Source organism: Prosthecobacter fluviatilis, assembly GCF_042655725.1.
Taxonomy (GTDB): domain Bacteria; phylum Verrucomicrobiota; class Verrucomicrobiia; order Verrucomicrobiales; family Verrucomicrobiaceae; genus Prosthecobacter; species Prosthecobacter fluviatilis.
The window spans coordinates 53,022-71,719 of sequence record NZ_JBHSMQ010000008.1 but is presented as its reverse complement, the minus strand read 5'-3'; the positions used below and the strand labels follow the sequence as shown (position 1 = coordinate 71,719).

Annotated in this window: 16 protein-coding genes; 5 read left to right on the top strand and 11 right to left on the bottom strand. The window is 61.4% G+C overall.

Going from position 1 to position 18,698, the window contains the following annotated elements; genetic code table 11:
* Window positions 1-227 precede the first annotated feature (227 nt).
* Window positions 228-485, top strand: coding sequence for a hypothetical protein (locus tag ACFQDI_RS19260; RefSeq protein ID WP_377169867.1), 258 nt, complete (start codon window positions 228-230; stop codon window positions 483-485).
* Between the two features lie 817 nt (window positions 486-1,302).
* Here ACFQDI_RS19260 and ACFQDI_RS19255 read toward each other — a convergent pair.
* The 3 genes from ACFQDI_RS19255 to ACFQDI_RS19245 all read right to left on the bottom strand — a co-directional run bounded on the left by ACFQDI_RS19255 (window position 1,303) and on the right by ACFQDI_RS19245 (window position 4,074).
* Window positions 1,303-1,581, bottom strand: coding sequence for a hypothetical protein (locus tag ACFQDI_RS19255; RefSeq protein WP_377169865.1), 279 nt, complete (start codon window positions 1,579-1,581; stop codon window positions 1,303-1,305).
* 638 nt (window positions 1,582-2,219) lie between these two features.
* Complete coding sequence (locus tag ACFQDI_RS19250) at window positions 2,220-3,326, bottom strand: hypothetical protein (protein ID WP_377169863.1); 1,107 nt, start codon at window positions 3,324-3,326, stop codon at window positions 2,220-2,222.
* A gap of 28 nt (window positions 3,327-3,354) precedes the next feature.
* The gene (locus tag ACFQDI_RS19245) at window positions 3,355-4,074 is read right to left on the bottom strand and encodes a metalloprotease (protein ID WP_377169862.1); all 720 of its coding nucleotides are present in this window, start codon (window positions 4,072-4,074) and stop codon (window positions 3,355-3,357) included.
* Between the two features lie 355 nt (window positions 4,075-4,429).
* On the opposite strand from ACFQDI_RS19245, the gene ACFQDI_RS19240 reads away from it, so the two are divergent.
* The 3 genes from ACFQDI_RS19240 (at window position 4,430) to ACFQDI_RS19230 (ending at window position 11,080) form a co-directional block, all read left to right on the top strand.
* On the top strand, window positions 4,430-8,452 hold the full coding sequence (locus ACFQDI_RS19240; protein ID WP_377169860.1) for an outer membrane protein assembly factor BamB family protein: 4,023 nt from the start codon (window positions 4,430-4,432) through the stop codon (window positions 8,450-8,452).
* A gap of 516 nt (window positions 8,453-8,968) precedes the next feature.
* The gene (locus ACFQDI_RS19235; protein WP_377169858.1) at window positions 8,969-9,988 is read left to right on the top strand and encodes a hypothetical protein; all 1,020 of its coding nucleotides are present in this window, start codon (window positions 8,969-8,971) and stop codon (window positions 9,986-9,988) included.
* A gap of 294 nt (window positions 9,989-10,282) precedes the next feature.
* Entirely contained in the window at window positions 10,283-11,080 is a 798-nt protein-coding gene (locus ACFQDI_RS19230) for a superantigen-like protein SSL4 (protein ID WP_377169856.1), read from the top strand.
* An 81-nt stretch (window positions 11,081-11,161) separates the two neighbouring features.
* On the opposite strand, the gene nth is transcribed toward ACFQDI_RS19230, so the two are convergent.
* The 8 genes from nth to ACFQDI_RS19190 form a co-directional block, all read right to left on the bottom strand.
* Window positions 11,162-11,815 carry an endonuclease III gene (gene nth, locus ACFQDI_RS19225; protein ID WP_377169854.1) on the bottom strand — a complete coding sequence of 218 codons (654 nt, stop codon included), beginning with the start codon at window positions 11,813-11,815 and terminating at the stop codon, window positions 11,162-11,164.
* A gap of 30 nt (window positions 11,816-11,845) precedes the next feature.
* On the bottom strand, window positions 11,846-12,325 hold the full coding sequence (locus ACFQDI_RS19220; protein WP_377169852.1) for a 3D domain-containing protein: 480 nt from the start codon (window positions 12,323-12,325) through the stop codon (window positions 11,846-11,848).
* A gap of 209 nt (window positions 12,326-12,534) precedes the next feature.
* A complete protein-coding gene (locus ACFQDI_RS19215; RefSeq protein WP_377169850.1) occupies window positions 12,535-12,957 on the bottom strand; it encodes a thioredoxin family protein in 423 nt (140 codons plus the stop codon).
* A gap of 60 nt (window positions 12,958-13,017) precedes the next feature.
* Window positions 13,018-13,719 (bottom strand): CDP-alcohol phosphatidyltransferase family protein, encoded by a 702-nt coding sequence (locus tag ACFQDI_RS19210; RefSeq protein WP_377169848.1) that lies wholly within the window; start codon window positions 13,717-13,719, stop codon window positions 13,018-13,020.
* A 21-nt stretch (window positions 13,720-13,740) separates the two neighbouring features.
* Window positions 13,741-14,229 carry a hypothetical protein gene (locus ACFQDI_RS19205; protein WP_377169845.1) on the bottom strand — a complete coding sequence of 163 codons (489 nt, stop codon included), beginning with the start codon at window positions 14,227-14,229 and terminating at the stop codon, window positions 13,741-13,743.
* Window positions 14,230-14,293: 64 nt separating this feature from the next.
* The gene (locus tag ACFQDI_RS19200) at window positions 14,294-15,622 is read right to left on the bottom strand and encodes an MFS transporter (RefSeq protein WP_377169843.1); all 1,329 of its coding nucleotides are present in this window, start codon (window positions 15,620-15,622) and stop codon (window positions 14,294-14,296) included.
* A gap of 217 nt (window positions 15,623-15,839) precedes the next feature.
* A complete protein-coding gene (locus ACFQDI_RS19195; RefSeq protein ID WP_377169841.1) occupies window positions 15,840-16,481 on the bottom strand; it encodes a DUF2490 domain-containing protein in 642 nt (213 codons plus the stop codon).
* Window positions 16,482-16,489: 8 nt separating this feature from the next.
* Window positions 16,490-16,864, bottom strand: a complete 375-nt coding sequence (locus ACFQDI_RS19190) for a group I truncated hemoglobin (RefSeq protein ID WP_377169839.1) — start codon at window positions 16,862-16,864, stop codon at window positions 16,490-16,492.
* A 156-nt stretch (window positions 16,865-17,020) separates the two neighbouring features.
* Here ACFQDI_RS19190 and ACFQDI_RS19185 point away from each other — a divergent pair, with 156 nt between their 5' ends.
* Window positions 17,021-18,688 (top strand): putative transporter, encoded by a 1,668-nt coding sequence (locus ACFQDI_RS19185; protein WP_377169837.1) that lies wholly within the window; start codon window positions 17,021-17,023, stop codon window positions 18,686-18,688.
* The last annotated feature ends 10 nt before the right edge of the window (window positions 18,689-18,698 follow it).

Genomic DNA, 18,698 nt, shown 5'->3' with positions numbered 1-18,698 from the left:
GGATCAACTTCTGCGCTGCAGTTCAGCCCTTAGTTGATCGACTTCCTTTTTCAGCGCGGAGATTTGCGTGGAGGCTGTCATGCTAAAAATGAAGCCCATCATACCGAACATGAAACCCATCATTCCGAATACATCCATGGCTATGTTTTTCCTTTCAAGGGGCTGGCAGTAAAGTAAGCCAGCACGAAAGTACGGGCTGATCCACTTTAGGCCCAAATGGGGCGATCATGCCAAGAAAAAACGGCTCATTTCATCAGAGTGGCCCGCTGATCGCGTCACTCGCGCCGGAGCTTCTTGGAAGCATTCGTATTGCTGATCAACTGCTCTTTGGCGGGATCAAAGACCAGAGCGCTGCGGGTGCGGGCGGTGATGTTGACGAGGTGGCAGCGGAAGGTGTTTCGGCAGTTTCGGCAGTTTCGGCAGTTTCGGCAGTTTTGGCGGTGCTTTTTAAAAGAGGGAGCTTTTCTCGAGAAGGGAGGTTTTGAGGGTTTAGCTGGTTTTGCTGGTTCGTTTTAAAAGGGGGAGCTTTTCTCGTGGGGAGGTTTCGGGGGTTTTGCTGGTCCTTTTTGAAAGGGGGAGATATTCAGGAGCATCGAGAGAAAGGTGGCCCGAAAGGGGAAGGGGAATGTCATGGCAGGAGGAGGCAAAACGTCGGCCCAAGGTTTTGGCTCCAGGGAGGTCTGTCAGTTTTGTCAGTGCATTCTTGGAGGGGTGAGTGTTGTAAAAGGGGGGGCAGGAAAGGGGTGGTGTTAAATGTAACGATATAGTTTCTACTGGTATTATGATGCTGTGACTGCTTTGAAAGCAGGTCTGCGTTACCTTCATGGATGACGCTCCGGCCGTAGGTCGGTCGTGTTTGGCGTCCAAAGGGTGCCATCCACCCGTGCCCCCTCCGCCAAACCGCCCGACTTCGAGGACGCTCGCACGCCTTGGTGTTTGCCGTACGCTGATGGACGGGCGGGCTTCGCCACACCCATCCTACGACATCTGCTTTCATGGCAGCCAGTGGCGGGAGGAGGAAGGAATGCGCAGAGGATTTCACCTGTCCTGCACATTCTGAGATGGAGCTTCCTGGCTGGCCAGCAGCAGCAGCCTTCTCAAGGCTGACTCATGATGGGATGGCGGGTCAGGGGGATTATCCTGTCTTTCAGGAGTACTTCCTGAGGATACGAGAGAGATCTTCCTTTCATCTTTCCATGGCATCCTACCACAAAACAATATCCTGGTCCCTTAGGCATCCAAATTCTCTCTGCCCGCCCCTTCTCCATCTGTCTGAGTGTCTGCGAAAACAACGACCCCCTTTTAAAATCCACTGCCAAAACTGACAAAACCCCTGCCGCTGGGTTCCTCCTGGGAGATGGAAAAGAGCCTCCCCCTTTCAAAAAGGACCAGCAAAACCAGCAAAACCCCCGAAACCTCCCCACGAGAAAAGCTCCCCCTTTTAAAACGAACCAGCAAAACCAGCAAAACCCTCAAAACATCCGGCTTCACCTGCTTTACAGAGAAAGGCCTCCTTTTAAAAGGAACTGCCAAAACCGCCGAAACCGCCAATACCCCCATGGGGTGGCGCGCGGTCGTCATAGGCAACCTTTCAAAACGAACCGCCAAAACCTCCGAAACTCGGTCGATGGAGAGGATGAGCGCTCAGCCTCGGAAAGCACCGCCAGGGAAACGAAGATCAAAAAAAAGGGGCAGGCTCATCGGCCAAAATTGTCGTAGTGCTTGGCCCCGTAGCGTTTCAATGCCCGCAGAGGAACACGCATACTTGCGGCATGAAGGGGGCGCTCCGCAGTTCCACAGGAACTGCGCTACCTGGCGCTCCCGCGCTAGGCGGAGCCAGCGTAGCCTTGTTCCTGCGGAACAAGGAAAGCCTCCGCCGTGTCCAAGATCGCCAAAGCAGGCATGCGTTTGCCGTTGCGCGAGTGCCAACTGCCGTCCTGGCCCAGGGAGGCCTATCCTTCGACGGGAGTAGGGGCATGGAGGTTAGGCCTCCGGCCTGACCGGGGCCTGAGGCGTCCCGCCTCCAGCTTCCACCCAGCGGGATCGATCACCATGGGCTGGAAGGACAGGCCGGAGGCACTGTCTCCCATGGACAGCCGGGACGGCTATCCTCCGTCAGAAGATAAGATGCCAGTCAGGCCACAACGTCCAACATGCTTGGGCCGGGGACAATTCAGTCAGATACAGCCCTCAATCTACCGGATCGGATCTCCCGCCCCCTACTTCTGATAAATCGGCAGGAAGTGATGATGCACACTCAGGCTCAGCAATGCGAGGGATGTGGCATACACCGCGCCGGCGCTCTTTTCGTTGCCATTGCGCGGGTACCAGCTGCCGTCCTGGCCCTGGGCGGCGATGAGGGTCTGCTCGGTCTTCTGGCGCGCGGTGGCGGCGTGGTCGCCGCCGCGCTGGTACATGCCCTGGGCGTAGTAGTAGCAGCCGTAGAAGAACCAGGGCTCATTGATCTCGGGGGGGGACTTCATGAGCCAGTTGGCAGAGCCCACCACCTCCAGCGCGTCGTACTGGCCGCATACCTGGAGGGAGAGCAGTCCGGCGGCGGTGGTGGAGAAGGTCTGGCGGCCGCCGTAGGGCTCGTAGCTGAAGGCGGCGCTGTCGCTCTTCGGGTTGCCATTGGAGTCGCGCTCCACGCGGTAACTGCGCTTGATGTAGGAGACGGCGCTGTCGATCGCGCCCTTGGGCACGTCAAATCCGGCGTTCTTGGCGGCACGCAGGGCCATCACCTGCCACACGCTCACGGAGATGTCGCTGTCGCTGGAGCTGGGCTCATAGCGCCAGCCGCCGCGGTTGGCCTCGCTCTTGGGCACCTGCTGGGAGCGGATGATGAGCTGGATGGCGCCCTCCAGCTGCTTGTGCAGGCGTTTGTCCGTGGCCTCGTCCGGCGCGTGGCCGATCATCTCGGCCATCATCAGAGACATGATGCCGTGGCCGTACATGCGCGAGCGGTCGCTGCGGCCGAGGTAGCCGTTTTCATCGGGCTCCACGCCTTCCACCACGTAACGCAGGGCGCGGCCGCAGGCCTGGCCCTCGGGGGTGGGATCGTCCGGCATGTGGCCCACGGAGGCCAGCCCCATGAGGGCGAGCGAGGTCATGGCCGCGCTGTGGGAGGGGAGGTCGCCGCGCTTGGGCCTGGCGTCGGATTTTTCGTCCACGATCAAGCCCGCCGACTTCTGCTGCCGGATCAGCCAGGCCACGGCCTTGTCCACGGCGGCCTTCACCTGGGGGGAGATGAGCTCGGGCTTGGGAGACTGGGCGGCGGCGAGGGTGGCCGCCGCGAAAAGGATCAAAAGTGTTCGGGAGAGGAGCATCAGGGGACAAAAACAGTCCAATGCACTCTCAACGCGCGTTCATCCAAGGAATTTGCGGCTCATTCTGCAACTCCTTCCAATTATTCCAGGCCAGCATGCCAAAGAGCAGCAGGGTGAAAAGGCCGCTGCCCACGCGGATGCCGGCATCGATGTCCAGCAAGCTGAGGACGGTATTCTGCAGACGCAGCCAGAGATCGCCGATGACGGAGAGCAGTGCCAGGCACACGGCGCAGACGATGCTGATGGTCAGGGCCTGCCGCTTCTTGCGAGGGCCGAGCCAGGCCTGGCAGAGGTGGCCGCCATCGAGAGGCAGCACGGGCATCAGATTGAGCAATGCCCAGAAAATGCTGACGACGGTGAAGGCATCCAGCATCTGGTGCAGCCAGGGCGAGGGCGGCGGCCAGAGGGTGATGGACCAGCCCACGGCCAGACCGGCAAGGATCTCCAGCCCCGGACCGGCGGCGCTGACGAGGAAATCCTCCTGCCGTGTGCGCGGCCTGCTGCCGATGGCCAGCCCGCCAAAGGCGTAGAGGACGATGCCCACGCGCCTGTCGCCGTAGTTTCGCATGGCCATGGCATGACCCAGCTCATGGATCAGCACAGAGAGCAGCACGGCCACCACCCAGGCGAGCACTGAACGAAAGCCCTCAGGTGTGTCGGCGCTGAAGGCTCCGCCCATGAGCGCGGTGTTGAGCCAGAACATCCAGTGGATCTGGACGGGGAAGCCGAAGAGGGTGAAGCGGAGCATGAGGGGGAAAAAGAACCCGCATCATGCCGGGACGGCATGTGCGGTGTCAATGAGGCTTTTTGGAATATGGCTCAAGTGAGGGTAAGCCGACACTGAGTCGAAAAGAGCACCCGTCGCATGCGCGTGCCACGCAGCCCCGGAGCGCGGACTTTAGTCCGCAGCAGGTCGCAAACACGAAGCAGGAGATGCGTGTCTGCGTGGCGCAAGCACGTTGGTTCCCGGTGTGGAGAGCGCCGCTGTTAAATAAGAGTTCTGCGGGCGGCGGAGAGCTGCGGAATGAATTCCGCGCTCCTGTCCTGAAAAACACCGGAAACATCCGCCTTGCGGGCATCGTTACGCGCTGTCACTCAACCGCATGAAACGCTTTTTCACCTGCCTCCTGCTTTCCTCCCCACTCCTGGCTGATGATGCCGCCGACCTGCTCTCCCAATCGGGCGTGAAGGGCGGGATCATCGTCCATGTGGGCTGCGGGGATGGCAAAACCACGCAGGCGCTGCGGGCCAGCGAGCGCTACCAAGTGCAGGGCCTCACGCAGGATGCAGCGGCGCTGCCGGGGATTCGCGAGTCGATTCATCAGACGGGCAAGTACGGCCCCGTGGCGGTGGATTCCTGGGATGGGAAGCACCTCCCTTACATCGAGAATTACGTGAACCTGCTGGTGGTGGAAGACGCCGCTGCGGTGGACAAGGCGGAGATCGACCGCGTGCTCACGCCGCTGGGCGTGGCGATGGTGCGCAAGGCGGGCGGCGGCTGGGAGAAGATCGTGAAGCCCTGGCCGAAGGGCATGGATGAGTGGACGCACTATGCGTATGACTCGAAGGGCAATCCCACCTCCAAGGACATGCTCACCGGGCCGCCCAGCCGCATGCAGTGGGTGGGAAATCCACGCTGGAGCCGCCACCATGACCGCATGTCGTCCGTGAGCGCGGAGGTCAGCGCGGGCGGGCGTCTGTATTACATCATGGACGAGGGCAGCCGCATCTCCATCCTGATGCCGGCCAAGTTTGCGCTGATCGCGCGCGATGCCTTCAACGGCACCATTCTGTGGAAAAAGTCGATCCCGCAGTGGAGCACGCATCTGTGGCCGCTGAAGTCCGGCCCCACGCAGCTCACGAGGCGTCTCGCAGCGATTGGGGACAAGGTGTATGTGACGCTCGGTATCTCCGATCCCATCACCTGCCTCGATGGCGCGACGGGCGAGGTGATCCGCGAGTATCCGCAGACCAAGGGCGCGGAAGAGCTGCTGTATCGGAATGGAACTCTCTATGCCTTGGTGAATCCCGAGGCGTGGCGGCTGAACGAAGAGTTTGCCGTGAAGCAGCAGAGCGACCAGAAGCGCGTGGAGACGGAGTTCAACTGGGATGGCAAGACGCGGCACCTCATGGCGCTGGACGCCGAGAGCGGCAAGACGCTGTGGAAAGTGGACGACAAGGTGGGGCCCATCACCCTGGCGTTGGATGACAAGCGCATGGTGTACTACAACGGCGATGGCCTCACCAGCCGCGATGTGAAGACGGGCGCGGTGCTCTTTGCCGATGTGCCGGAGGCGCGCCGCAAGCTCTATGAGTTCAACTTTGCCCCTCGTGTGGTGCTCAACAATGACGTGATCCTGTATGCCGGTGGCGATGGATTGATGAAGGGCATCAACGCGGACACGGGCAAGGAGCTGTGGTCTTCCTCGCACGAGAAGAGCGGCTACCGCAGCATGGAAGATGTCATTGTGGCCCAGGGGCTGGTGTGGAATGCGGGCACCACGCAGGGAAACCAGACCGGTGAGTACACGGGTCGCGATCCGCTGACGGGCGAGGTGAAGAAGAAGTTCTACCCCGACGTGCCGCAGGGCACCTACTGGTTCCACCATCGCTGCTACATGGCGAAGGCCACGGAGAAGTTCATCATCCCGTCCCGCACCGGAATCGAGTATGTGGACATGGAGAAGCAGCACTGGGACCTGAACCACTGGGTGCGCGGCGCCTGCCTCTATGGCGTGCTGCCCTGCAACGGCCTCACGTATGCCGGTCCGCACAACTGCGCCTGCTACCCCGAGGCCAAGCTGGACGGCATGGCCGCCATGGCCTCCGCGCCGCGCTATCCCATGCCGCCGCACACGGCGGACAGCGCGCGTTTGACCAAAGGCCCCGCCTACGCCGAGCCCATCGAGGAAAAGCCCGCCGATGCCAAGGACTGGCCGACGTATCGCTCTGACAATGCGCGTAGCGGCTACTCCAATCAGGATCTGAAGAAGGACCTCGGCATGGCCTGGGAGGTGAAGCTCACGCCACCGCTGAGCACGACGACCAGCGCCGCCGGGCTGACCTTTGTCTCCGAAGTGGACAAGCACACGCTGCACGCCTTTGACTCCGCCACAGGCAAGGAGGCCTGGCATTTCATCGCCGGTGGTCGCATGGACTCACCGCCCACCTACTGGCAGGGCCGCGTGTATGTCGGTGGCAACGACGGCAACGTTTACTGCCTGCGTGCCAAGGACGGCGCGCTGGTGTGGAAGTTCCAAGGCGCACCCGTCATGCTGAGCCACGGCGCGTGGGAGATGATGGAGAGCGTGTGGCCCGTGCACGGCAGCGTGCTGGTGGAAAACGGCCTCGTCAGCTTCGTCTCCGGCCACTCCTGTTTCCTGGATGGCGGCCTGTGGTTCTACCGTGTGGACGCCAAGACCGGCGAGATGAAGGTGAAGGTGAACTACGATGACCGCGATCCTGACACCGGCGGCGATTTGAACGACCGCCACAAGACCCTGCAGATGCCGGTCGCTTTGAACGACATCCTCAGCAGCGACGGCAAGTGGACCTTCCTGCGCACGCAGAAGATCGGGGCCGATGGCAAGCGTGTGGAAGTGGGCCCTGTGAGCGGAGATTTCGACAAGCAGGGCGGCGCGCACAAAGGCGAAGGGCAGCACCTCTTTGCACCGATGGGCTTCCTCGACGACTCGAACTTCCACCGCAGCTACTGGGTCTATGGCAAGAGCTTCGCCGGTGGTCACGGTGGTTACTTCCAGGCAGGCAAGTATGCGCCTGCGGGCCGCATTCTGGTGCACGATGACAAGAACGTGTACTCCTACGGCCGCGAGGCGCAGTACTACAAGTGGACGACCACGATGGAGTACACCCTCTTTGCCACCCCCAAAGCGCCACCGGAGGAGGCCTACGACACCGAGTCCGCCACCACCGAGCGCAAAGGCAACAGCGTCGTGCTGGATGAGAAGGGCGTGCCGCTGGCCGTGCAGCCCAAAGGTGAAACGCAGGTGGGCCACAGCGAGACTCTGAAGGCGCAGGCCGAGGCCAAAAAGAAAGGCAAGGGCAAAGGCGGCGAGGCCAAGGGCAATGCCAAAGGCGGAGCCAAGGCCAAGAACGCACCCATCCCCGGCAGCGTGCAGTTCCCCGATACGCCGGTGCTTGATCCCAAGGAGACCGCCATCACCGTGGAGGCCTGGGTACTGCCAGACAAGCCCAGCGGCACGATCATCAATCACGGCGGCCCGCGCCTCGGTGTGGGGCTCGACTTCCATGATCGCAAGCCGCAGTTCCACATCCGCGATGACAGCAAGGTCAGCACCATTGTCTCCGCCGAGGCCTTTGGCGACGGCTGGCACCACATCGCAGGCGTGCTGGCGGCAGACAAGAAGATGACCCTCTATATAGACGGCAAGCTGGTGGCCGAAGGCACCGCCGGAAACCTCATCTCCGCCAAGCCCGCCAATCCTCTGATCGTGGGCAATGGCAACGGCGTGGCTGAGGAGAGCGCCGGAGCCTACAGCGGCCTGCTGGACCAGCTGGCCATCTACCACAAGGCCCTCACCGCCGCCGAGGTGCAGCGCCGCTTTGAAGAGCCGGACGCCAAACCCGCCGACGCCGTCCTGGTGTGCAACTTTGACAACGGCGACTCCCGCGACAGCTCCGGCAATGAAGCCCACGGCGTGGGCGCAGGCGTGGAGTCAGGGAAAGGAAAGGTGGGCGGCGCGCTTTGGTTCAAGGGCGATGCCGCAGGCGGTGGCAAAGGGGGCAAAAACAGCGGCAGCTTTGTGAAGCACACCTGGGATCGCTTTGTGCCCATCGTGGCCCGCAGCATGGCGCTGGCCGGCAAGACCGTGCTGGTGAGCGGCGCACCGGACACCATTGATGAAGAGTACGCCTTTGAACGCCTCGCCGCCAAAGACCCCGCCATCCTGCAGGAGCTCAAAGAGCAGGACGAAGCGCTGGAAGGCAAGCGCGGTGCCAAGATGTGGGCCGTGAACACCGAGACCGGCGAGCAAAGCGCCGGACTGGAGCTGACCAGCCCCGCCGTGTGGGATGGCATCACTGTGGCGCAGGGCCGTGTGTATGTGAGCACGATGGATGGGCGGCTGCAGTGCTTTGGGAAGTGAGTGTGTGATGGAAATGCCTAATGAGTAAATCCGAATGCCGAAATAATGCCGAATGCCGAAGCGCTCTCCGGAACGTAGGTTGGGTGTGTTTGGCGCATTCCGATTCCTGAGCCTCATGCAAACCTCTCCGCCAAACCGCCCGACCCCCAGGACGTTCGTACGCCATGGTGTTAGCAGCGCGCTGATGGACGGGCGGGCTGTCGCCACACCCATCCTACGAGTCATGCAGCACGCCAGCCGTAGGTTGGGTGTGTTTGGCGCGCAGGATGTTCTTCATCACACAAACACCTCTCCGCCAAACCGCCCGACCACCAGGACGCACGTACGCCGTGGTGCTTGCAGCACGCTGATGGACGGGCGGGCTGTCGCCACACCCATCCTACGACCACGCGCCACGCGCCGGGCCACTGGTCTCGATTCGACCATAGACGCCATCATTCGCCATTCGATCCTCGTCATTATTTAGTCATTCGGATTTACTCATTAGTCATTTGCCCAGAGCACTTCCACGAACACATGCGTCTTGCTACTTTCCTCATCGCCCTCGGCACCAGCGCCGCCTGCGCCTGCACCATCCCGGTGTTCCGCTTTGCGCTGGACCGCTGGGAGGCGGACAAGTTTCATCTCGTCATGCCTGCGGCGGTTTCGCAGACACCGGAGGTGCAGGACCTGCTGCGCCCGTTGAGGGCCAATGGCAAGGCGAACCTCGACTTCGCCACCGCCAAGGACCCCGCACTGAAAGACACCGTGCTGCGCTACTCCCGGGGCGATGACGAAAAGCAGGTGTGGTCCGGCAAGCTGGACGCCTCCAGCCTCGCCGCCGTGCTGGACTCTCCCGCGCGCCAGAAGATCGTGCAGCAGCTCCTGGCGGGCGACTCCGTCATCTGGGTCATCGCCGACAGCGGCTCGCCGCTGGACACCGCCGAAGCCGAGCGCGTGGAGAAGCGGCTCAAATTCCTCGAACAGGTCGCCTCACTGCCCATCCAGGACCCCAACGACCCAGACAGCCAGCTCGGCCCCGGCCCGCCCCTGCGGCTGAAGTTTGCCAGCCTCCGCCTGCGACGAGACGACCCCGCCGAGGCCCTGCTGCTGCGCATGATCGCCGGGCCCAAGGCCACCTTTGATCCCGCCACCACCAGCTTTGCCGGTGCGGTGTTTGGCCGTGGCCGGGTGCTCGGTGCCTGGCCGCTGGAGATTCTGGATGATGCCTCGCTGGAGGACGCCTGCATGTTTCTCGTGGGCCGCTGCGGCTGCCGTCTCAAAAACGAAAGCCCCGGCTGGGACATCCTGCTCAATGTGGACTGGGAGAAGGCTTTGCCTGCTGCTGCAACGAGCGATCCCAAATCAGCACCAACGGTTGCGGCCATCCCCGCGCAGCCGCCAGAGCTCCGCTCAATGATCGTCCCTGCGGCCGTTCCTGAATTGCTGACTATCAATCCAGAAGAGCCAGTCAAAGGCTCCAAAGGAGTGCTGATTGCTGGCTTGGCGGCGGGACTGGCGCTGCTGGTCTTGATACCGCGTTGGCTGAGGAAATAAAGACCGGGCAGGAGGCAGCGTCGGAGGTCCATTTGGCAGGTCCTCATGCCGGGATGTGGCCAGTCTTAGGTCGCGCTTTTCCATTCAGTGAGGAAATCCAAGTTCTCTCTAGTGACTGGAAATCTCAAAACTGAAAAAAAGATTTGCCGAATCCATTGGTTTGAGAGATTATTTAACTTATCTAAATAATCAATAGATGCCCCACTTCTCATGAAAAGGATCTCAGTTTACGCTTTCTGTGTCGGCGTGGCCCTTTGCCAAACTGCTGTGGGTCAACCCTCTGGATATGGAGTCATGGGGATTCCACCGCCTCCTCCAGGCTATGGGACGACGCCTGCGGGCTACAGCCCGCCACCGCCGAGTGTCCCTGCTTATCCTAATTCACTGCCGCCATCTTCCATCTCGTCCAATGTGACGGCACCACCGCCCTACGTGGACCCTTATGCCTCTGCCCCCCCGCCTGGGCAGGTGTCTTCCTACACGCCGCAGGGAGTGAGCAATTACAGTTCTCCGCCTGCCAGCGCAGCCAACTATGGGGCGCGCCCAGGGTCTAACATGGTGAATTTCAACAATTTGGAAGCCTACTACCGCTACGTGGCTCCCAAGGCCAACAACCTTTCCGGAGCCAACACCATTGGAGGCACCTTGACGGTGGCCCTGTTCAATCCGCTGTACCTCAAGTTTGGTGCCTCCTGGGGCAGTGGCGGCGGTGGCAGTGTCACGGGGGTGACAAAGGGAAACTATGACTTTGCCAGCATTCAGGCCGGCGTCGGGTTTCATACCTCTTTGATCAATGAAAAGCTGACGTTTGTGGCTGAGGCCGGTCTGGTGTATGCCAGCCTGAAGGCCCAGGATACCACCGTGAGCTTCAGCGACGGCTCCATCTATGTCCGTCCTGCCTTGCGCTTTACCCCGATGGACTGGCTCGAACTGCAGGCTGGCGTGACGGTGAGCAGCGCGGACAAGTATGACAGCAAGATGGTGGATTTGTCCTCCTACTTCCGCGTGCTGCCGATGTTTGACGTCGGTGTCGGCGGAGATTTTGGCAATACCACCCGCGCCTTCCGCACCAGCCTGCGTCTGCGCTGGTAGTCTGACGGGGAATGAACTGTTCATTCCCCGGGAAGATGTCACAGAGCCACGAAACAAGCTCTCGACCTGCAAGCGACTGGCTCAGGCCTTCTTGGTGCTGACTGGATTCCGGCGCTTGGCGTAGCAGGTGCGGCAAATCTCGCAGACGGTGCCGTCACAGCCGCGGGCGGTGCAAAACTCCCTGCCGTAAAAGATGATCTGCAGGTGCAGCTTGTTCCAGGATTCTTCGGGAAACAGGCGCTTCAGATCGCGCTCTGTCTGAATCACGGACCTCCCATCGGTCAGGCCCCAGCGCTGGGCCAGCCGGTGGATGTGAGTGTCCACCGGAAAGGAGGGGATGCCAAAGGCCTGCGCCATCACGACCTGGGCGGTTTTGTGCCCCACACCGGGGAGCCTCTCCAGCGCCTCCAGGGAGGCGGGCACCTGGCTTTGATGCTCATCCACGAGAATTCGGGAGAGCTCTTTGATGGCCTTGGCTTTCTGGGGGCCCAGGCCGCAGGGGCGGACGATGGCTTCGATCTGATCGAGCGGGGCGGCGGCCAGTGCGGCTGGCGTGCTGCCGAGGCGAAACAGGGCGGGCGTCACCTGATTGACCCTGATGTCCGTGCACTGGGCGGAAAGCAGGACGGCCACCAGAAGGGTGAAGGCATCCGTATGGTCCAGCGGGACTGGAGGGGCGGGGTACAGCTGCCCCAGACGATTCCGGACGTAGTCCGCACGCTCCTGTTTGGTCACTGAAGTAGATCGGTGAGGGGAGGATGGGGCCTATGAACTGCTTTCGATACGAGCAACCATGCGGCGGATGTGTTCGTAGCCGGTGCGCTGTTTCATGATGGACAGGCTCTTGGAGAAGGAACCCCATTTCAGAACACGGATGTTTACATTGCGGACGCCCCAGGCGTTCATGGTGGCCTTGTCTGGCTTGTATAGGTCGATGGTGTTGGTGCCTACCAAGGCGGAACCGTAATCGTCCACCTGATACACGTACGGCAGCCCCTCGATCTGGAAAATGGTGCCCACGGGATACACGGACCAGTCGGCGGCGGCACTGCGGACGTTGCCATAGCGAAGCTGGGTTCCCACTGCTGTCTTTGCGCCGTAAACAATGTGGTCCGACTCGCCATGGGTGTAGGCGGTTGTACGGACTGAGGTGATGCGGGTGCTGTGCTTAAAGATGCCTGAGGAAGAGCATGAGGCCAAAAGACAGGCGCAAAGGATGGGGAGCAGGCGGATGTAGTGGCGCATTGTTATTAGCAATATGCTGATTATTAACTTTCCTTTTACACCTCTTATTGTGGGGTAAATCGAGTTTGAAATCAATCTTTGATTTTCACGTCACTTTTGACGATGCGCCGCCCCCTCTCTGAGGGAGGTGGCCAGGGGGCGCTGGAGATGGCTGCCAGTGCGGGGGAATCTTGCCGGGCTGGAGGTCAGGTGCCGCTCTGCGTATGTGCTCACTCGGTCTTCTTCAGGACTCTTTGGAGCTTTTTGGCAAAGTCCTTGGGCGGAGTGACGTCCTTGAGGTCATCCAGCGTGGTCTTGCCCGCAGCATCGAGGAAAAAGAGGTGGGGAATGGTGTCCACCTTGAAGCCTTCTGCGAGTTTGCCGTTCGTTTCGTCGTCGATGTCCAGATAGGCCCAGTTAAACTTGTCCTGCAGAGGCTGGACCTCGCTGCTGGGATAGACGTTTTTGACCATTTGCTGGCAGGGGCCGCACCAGGAGGCGGAAAAGACCAGGATGATGGGCTTGCCGTTTTCTTTGGCGGCTTTGAGCACGCCCGCATAGGTGGTGGAAAACTTCGGGCTGCCTTTGGGGAAGTCTGCGGCGTGGAGGCTGAGTGAAAAGAGGGCGGCTAGCAGGAGGAAGGCATGTTTCATGGGGCAGGGAAGGGACGCACGAGGTGGAGGAAATATTTCAACGGCCGAAAGCCGGGCACCTCAGACGGAGGGCTTTTCCCCGGCCCTGAGCGCCTGGGCCAGCAGGGCTAGCCGCTGCCAGCAGGTCCAGAGCCCGCCAAAGAAGATCAGGGACAGCGCCGTTAGGATGCCCCAGCGCTCCCAGCCCATGAGGTGCTGGGTCAGCTCGATCAGGGTGCCGCCGCACAGCACGGCCATGCGGTGCTGCTTGGCCATGGGGCCTTGGAAGTCGTGTTTGCCCGTCAGGGAGGCTCCGAGTACGCGGATGTAGGCTGTCCAGACAGACACCACCGCACAGCACCAGCCCATGGGTATGACGTGGAAGAGCTTTACCACCCCTGGATCTCCCGCGCCACTGTAGCCCGCCCCCACCATGATGAGCACATCCGCCACGCGGTCCGGGGCGTCATTGAAAATCGCGCCCACAGCCGAGCCCTTGCCACCCTCCACGGCCACCATGCCGTCCATGAGATTGCACAGCAGCCGGAGCTGGATGCAGGCCAGGGCTCCCAGCCAGACGCCAAGAATGCCCGCCGTGCTGCTCTGGTCTCCGGCCACCATGAAGCAGGCCATGGCACCGCCGGCAAAGAGCACGCTCAGCACCGAGATGGCATTGGGGCTCACCCCGGAGCGCACCAGCCATCCGGCCAGCGCATGCGCCCAGCGCGTGTCGCGGGATTTCAGGCTGCGGCGCGAGGCCAGATGTTCTTCAGGCACACTCATCGGCAGGCGCGGTGCGCAGGCTCAGCGTGCGGTTGACTTCCAACTCACCACCCGACCGTTGACGAAGTCGGCTGTGCCAGCGGTGTAGGGAATGTAGGTCACTGAAGTGCCGCTGCCCCACATGGGGTAGCCGCCATAGCCATAGGGGCCGAAACCACCAAAGCCGGGGTATCCGAAGCCGCCATAACCAAAGCCACCGTAGCCAAAGCCCATGCCCATGTTCATGGAGCGAACAGGGCGCTGGCCTTCATAGGTCCAGTTTTCGCTTTCCTTGCCACGATTGATCCCGACGGAGACACTGTCCGGCCGGCCCCAGGCGAGAAACACCGCATCCCGCGTCATGCCTTCACGGATCAGTCCATGGCTCACAAGTTCGCGGTCTTTGCTGCTCAATTTGGAAAACATTTGCGGGTTTTTCTCGATGCGAGTCCTGGGGGTTGAGGAGCATTGCACGAAAAAGGTGGTGACGATCACAGCCAGACAGAGGCGGATGAAAAAGGACGTTTTCATGGTTGGAGAAGTGTGCTGCCAGTGAAGAGATTTGTCGAATATTCTTAATGACGTTGAATGCTGGCTAATTGTTCAATACGATTCTTTTGGCTGGCTGAAAAACACGCAGCAGCATCCAGCCACCCGCCAAGATCAGTGTCCCTGCAAACCACCAGGGCCAGAGCTTGAGAGACTCCGCAAAGACGCGCGGGTCGTCCGCGCTGAGGTGCAGCCGTCCGCCCACCCAGGCCGTCTGCCAGCCAAAGAGCAGCGTCAGGGTGCCGTAGGCCAGATTGATCGTCAGTCCGCGGAAGCTCAGCGCCGTGGCGCGCTGCTCGGAGTCCACAATCTCATTGAGATAATGGGAGAGGAAGAACTGCAGGAAGCGCATGCTCAGGAAGAGCGGCATGACCATGGCGATGCCCGCCCAGCCTGCCATGGGGTGAGCCGCCGCCATCAGGCCGCCAAACACCGCGAGCCCCAGCCAGAGGAAGTTCTGCCGCACATTCATGACGCGGGTGCTTTTTTCCATCAGGCCGGCCGTCACGAGTCCGAGCAGGGACACTGCGGTGCCGATCACGCCATACCAGCCTTCCTCGATCCCGACAAGACGGTAGAAATTGCTCGCCACGGTCAGAAACAGACGGATCACGCTGTCGAAGACCAGTCCGAAAACGATCAGGGCAAAGGCCGCCTTGGTGCGCCAGATCCAGCCGCCGGTGTGCAAGATGGAGGCCCACGCCTCCCGCATGCTCTGGAGCATCGGGGCCTTGGGCGCAGGCGTGCGCGCCTCCGTCATCCTGAGCGTCACCATCAGGCAGATCACGGCAGTGCCCAGGCAGAGCAGCAGCGGCAGCTTCATCGTCGTGGTCTTGGCCACCGCCACATCCAGGCCCAGGAACTGCAGCGCGCCTGCCACGCTGTGCGCATCATACAGCACCGATCCCACAATGGATGACACCACAAAGCCCAGCGCCATGCCGCGGGAAAGCCGCGCCATGATCTGCGGCCACAGCGTGCTGCGCTCCGCCTCCGGCAGGGAGTCGTAGGCCAGAGCCTCGTCCGCACCGCTGGCGCAGGCCTCGGCCGCGCCGCTGAGCACTCGATTGATGACAAAAAGCCAAAGCACGAGGTCATGGTGCCCCGGCTGCATCAGGCAGAGCATCGTCATCTCCAGAACCATCAGCACGCCTGCCGCCACCACCAGCGGCCTGCGGCCAAAGCGGTCTGCCAGCGCGCCGGACGGCACCTCCAGCACCACGCTGGTGAGCGCCCAGACCACATTCAGCGCCGCGAATTCGCCGATGCTCAGCCCCAGGTCGAGAAACAGGATGGTGAAGACCGGGTAGTAAAAGCGACAGTTGAAGAGGATGCGAAACCAGACAAAGAGGCGCGCGTTGGAATGCAGGGGCATGTCTCTCCCTACGCTTCAGACAGGCACAGGGGCAACGCAAAGCCTCAGGTTCTGATACACCCAATGCGGAGTGGTCAGCACACCCCGGGTGAGACATGCGCGTCTGCTGATTCCCAAACGCACCTCGCGAGTGCTGGCAGTAGCTCGGGCAATCCTGCCCGAATCCGCGCGCTCTTCGCGGGCAGCATTGCCCGCAGTACCCCAGACACCGCTGCTCTCAAAACCGCACCCGCAGATACGTTCCCAGCACGGATTCGCTTTTCCAGGTCGTCTTGGTGCGCTTGGAGTCGATCATGTAAAAGAGGTCGAGGTCCATCGAGTCGGTGAGCTTGAAGGTGATTCCCAGCGGGATGAAGCGGTTCTCTGTGGGGCGGCGAAGGTGCAGGTCCATCAGGCACTCATCGCTGGCAAAGAGGCGTGTCAGCGGGCCCAGCGGCTGAGGCAGCGTCCAGGCGAGCTGCATGCGGTGCCGGGTGCGGTTTGCCGTTGAGGCGGCACCCTGGTTTTCGCGCCACTCCATGCGGTTGCGCCAGTCCACGCGCACCTGCTTGAACTCGTAATGTGGATTGATTTCCAGCTCAGTGCGGAGCTGGTCATAGTGGTCGTGCGTGGCGAGGTTTTCGAGCCTGAACATTGAAAGCCCCAGCCCAAGATCCAGCCATTTGGCAGCGGCAAACTTCACGCGCGGGCTCACCATCTGCGCGTAGGAGCCGTCCACTTCATCGGCAAAGTTGCCCATGAACACGCTGCCGGTCCAGGGGGGGCTGCGGTAATAGTCCACGTTCGACCACGCCCACCACTCGTCGGCTTGTGCCGGCAGGGTTGAAAGAAGGCCGAGGAATAGCAGCAGCAGGCGCATCGGCCGAATCAGTAGGAAGCGCCGGTGATCTCGTTGGTCATGGCGTTGATGCGGTCGATGACTTCGTCCGCCTCCTCGCGGGTCACATTCATGTCCAGCAGCGTCTCCACCAGATGGCCGGTGAAACGTGCAAAATGCTGCCGGGTGATGCCGCGGCCATGGTGGGTGTGGGCCAGCGGACGGCCGCTGTACTGGATCGGTCCGCCGGTGGCCATGACAAAAAACTCGCGCTGCATGGCGTGAAGCTTTTCGAGCTCGGTATTTTTGAAGAAGTGCCCGAGCTCCGGATCTGCCAGTACACGGACATAGAAGGCAGGAATGAGTGCGGTGATCATTTCTTCACCGCCGAGACGTTCATAGAGGGAGGGCGTGTTGGGGTTCATGCCAGACGATAAAGCACGAACCGCACCGCGATGCCGGGACAAAACGGCGCCGGGCAAATCTGGCACAGCGAATGCCAGCAGGTGCATGATGCGAACGCAAAAATGACGCACAAAGCGATTGCACCTCTGGCATCAAACATGCCTATGAAGAAAGACATGTCATTTCTTCAGCAACTGCATCAGGACAATCCCGTGGCCGGAGACCTGCTCGTTTTCAGCATGGTCATTCTCGGCGGCATCGGTCTGGGAAATATCCGTTTCCGTGGGGTCAAGCTGGGGACGGCGGGGGTGCTTTTTGCGGGGCTGGCCGCAGCGCATTGTGGATTGCGGCCGCAGGCGGAAGTGGCGCATTTTTTGAAGGAGTTTGGTCTCGTGCTGTTTGTGTTTGCGCTGGGCATGCAGATGGGGCCGGGCTTCTTTGCCTCGCTGCGGCGTCAGGGCCGCCTGCTCAATGCCTATGCTCTCATCCTGGTGCTGCTGGGGGGCGCGGTGGCAATGGTGGGCGGCTGGTTCCTTGGGATGCCGCTGCCTGCCGTGGCGGGTCTCTTTGCAGGCGCCACCACCAACACTCCGGCGCTCGGTGCTGCGCAGCAGGCGCTCGCGTCTGCGCATGCCGCGCCAGACATGATCACCCTTCCGGCGCTCTCCTACGCGGCGGCTTATCCACTGGCGATCGTGGGCATCATTTTTTCACTCATTGTGCTGCGCGTTTTCTTCAAGGTGGACGTGGCGCAGGAGGCGGAGCTCTTCCGGCAGGAGCAGGGCGCAGGCATCGAGCCCCTGCAACGCATGAACCTGCGGGTGGAGAATCCGAATCTCGAAGGCGTTCGCATCGCCAGTGTGCCGGGAATTCAGGAAACCAGCGTGGTGATCTCACGGCACAGGCCAGCAGCAGCCGTGGAGGTGGCAGCCGCGACACCGGAGACGAAGCTGCATGTCGGGGATGTGATCATGGCCGTCGGTACGCAGCCGCACCTGGACCAGTTTCGCCTGGTGATTGGCAGCGTAAGCCCTGAAAACCTCATGAAAGCGCCGGGGCGCATCACCTACCGCCGTGTGGTGCTGACGCGCAAGAAGCTGCTGGGCAAAACAGTGCGCGAACTGGGGCTCGACCACTTTCACGGCGTCACCGTCACCCGCGTGAGCCGTGGCGATCTCATCTTCACCGCTCTGCCGGATCTGAGGCTGCAGTTTGGTGATGTGCTCCAGCTCGTGGGAGATGAGGACGCGCTCAACGCCGCCACCTGCACCCTGGGCAATGAGGTGCATGTGCTGCAGGAGACGAAGTTTGCCTCCATTTTTGCCGGCATCCTTCTCGGTGTGCTGCTCGGCCTCTTTCCGCTGCACATTGAGGGGCTGCCCGCCCCGGTGCGGCTTGGGCTGGCCGGGGGGCCTCTGGTGGTGGCCATCCTCATGAGCCATCTGGGACGCCTGGGGCCCATGGTGATGCACATGCCGCTGAATGCGAACCGCGCCCTGCGGGAGCTCGGCATCATCCTCTTTCTGGCCAGTGTGGGACTGCTCTCCGGCGAGCGTTTTGCAGCCACCGTCTTTTCGATGCAGGGCCTGCAGTGGGTGCTGCTGGGCGTGCTGGTCACCATGCTGCCGCTGCTGCTGGTGGGCTTCTTTGCGCGCAAAGTTCATCGTGTGAACTTCATGACACTGTGCGGCCTGCTTTCAGGCGGCATGACGGACCCTCCTGCTCTCGCCTTTGCCACCACCATGGCCAGGTGCGACTCACCGGCGGTGGCCTATGCCACGGTGTATCCCCTGACCATGCTGCTGCGCATTGTGGTGGCGCAGGTGATTGCCCAGTTTGCCTGAGGTGCGGTGG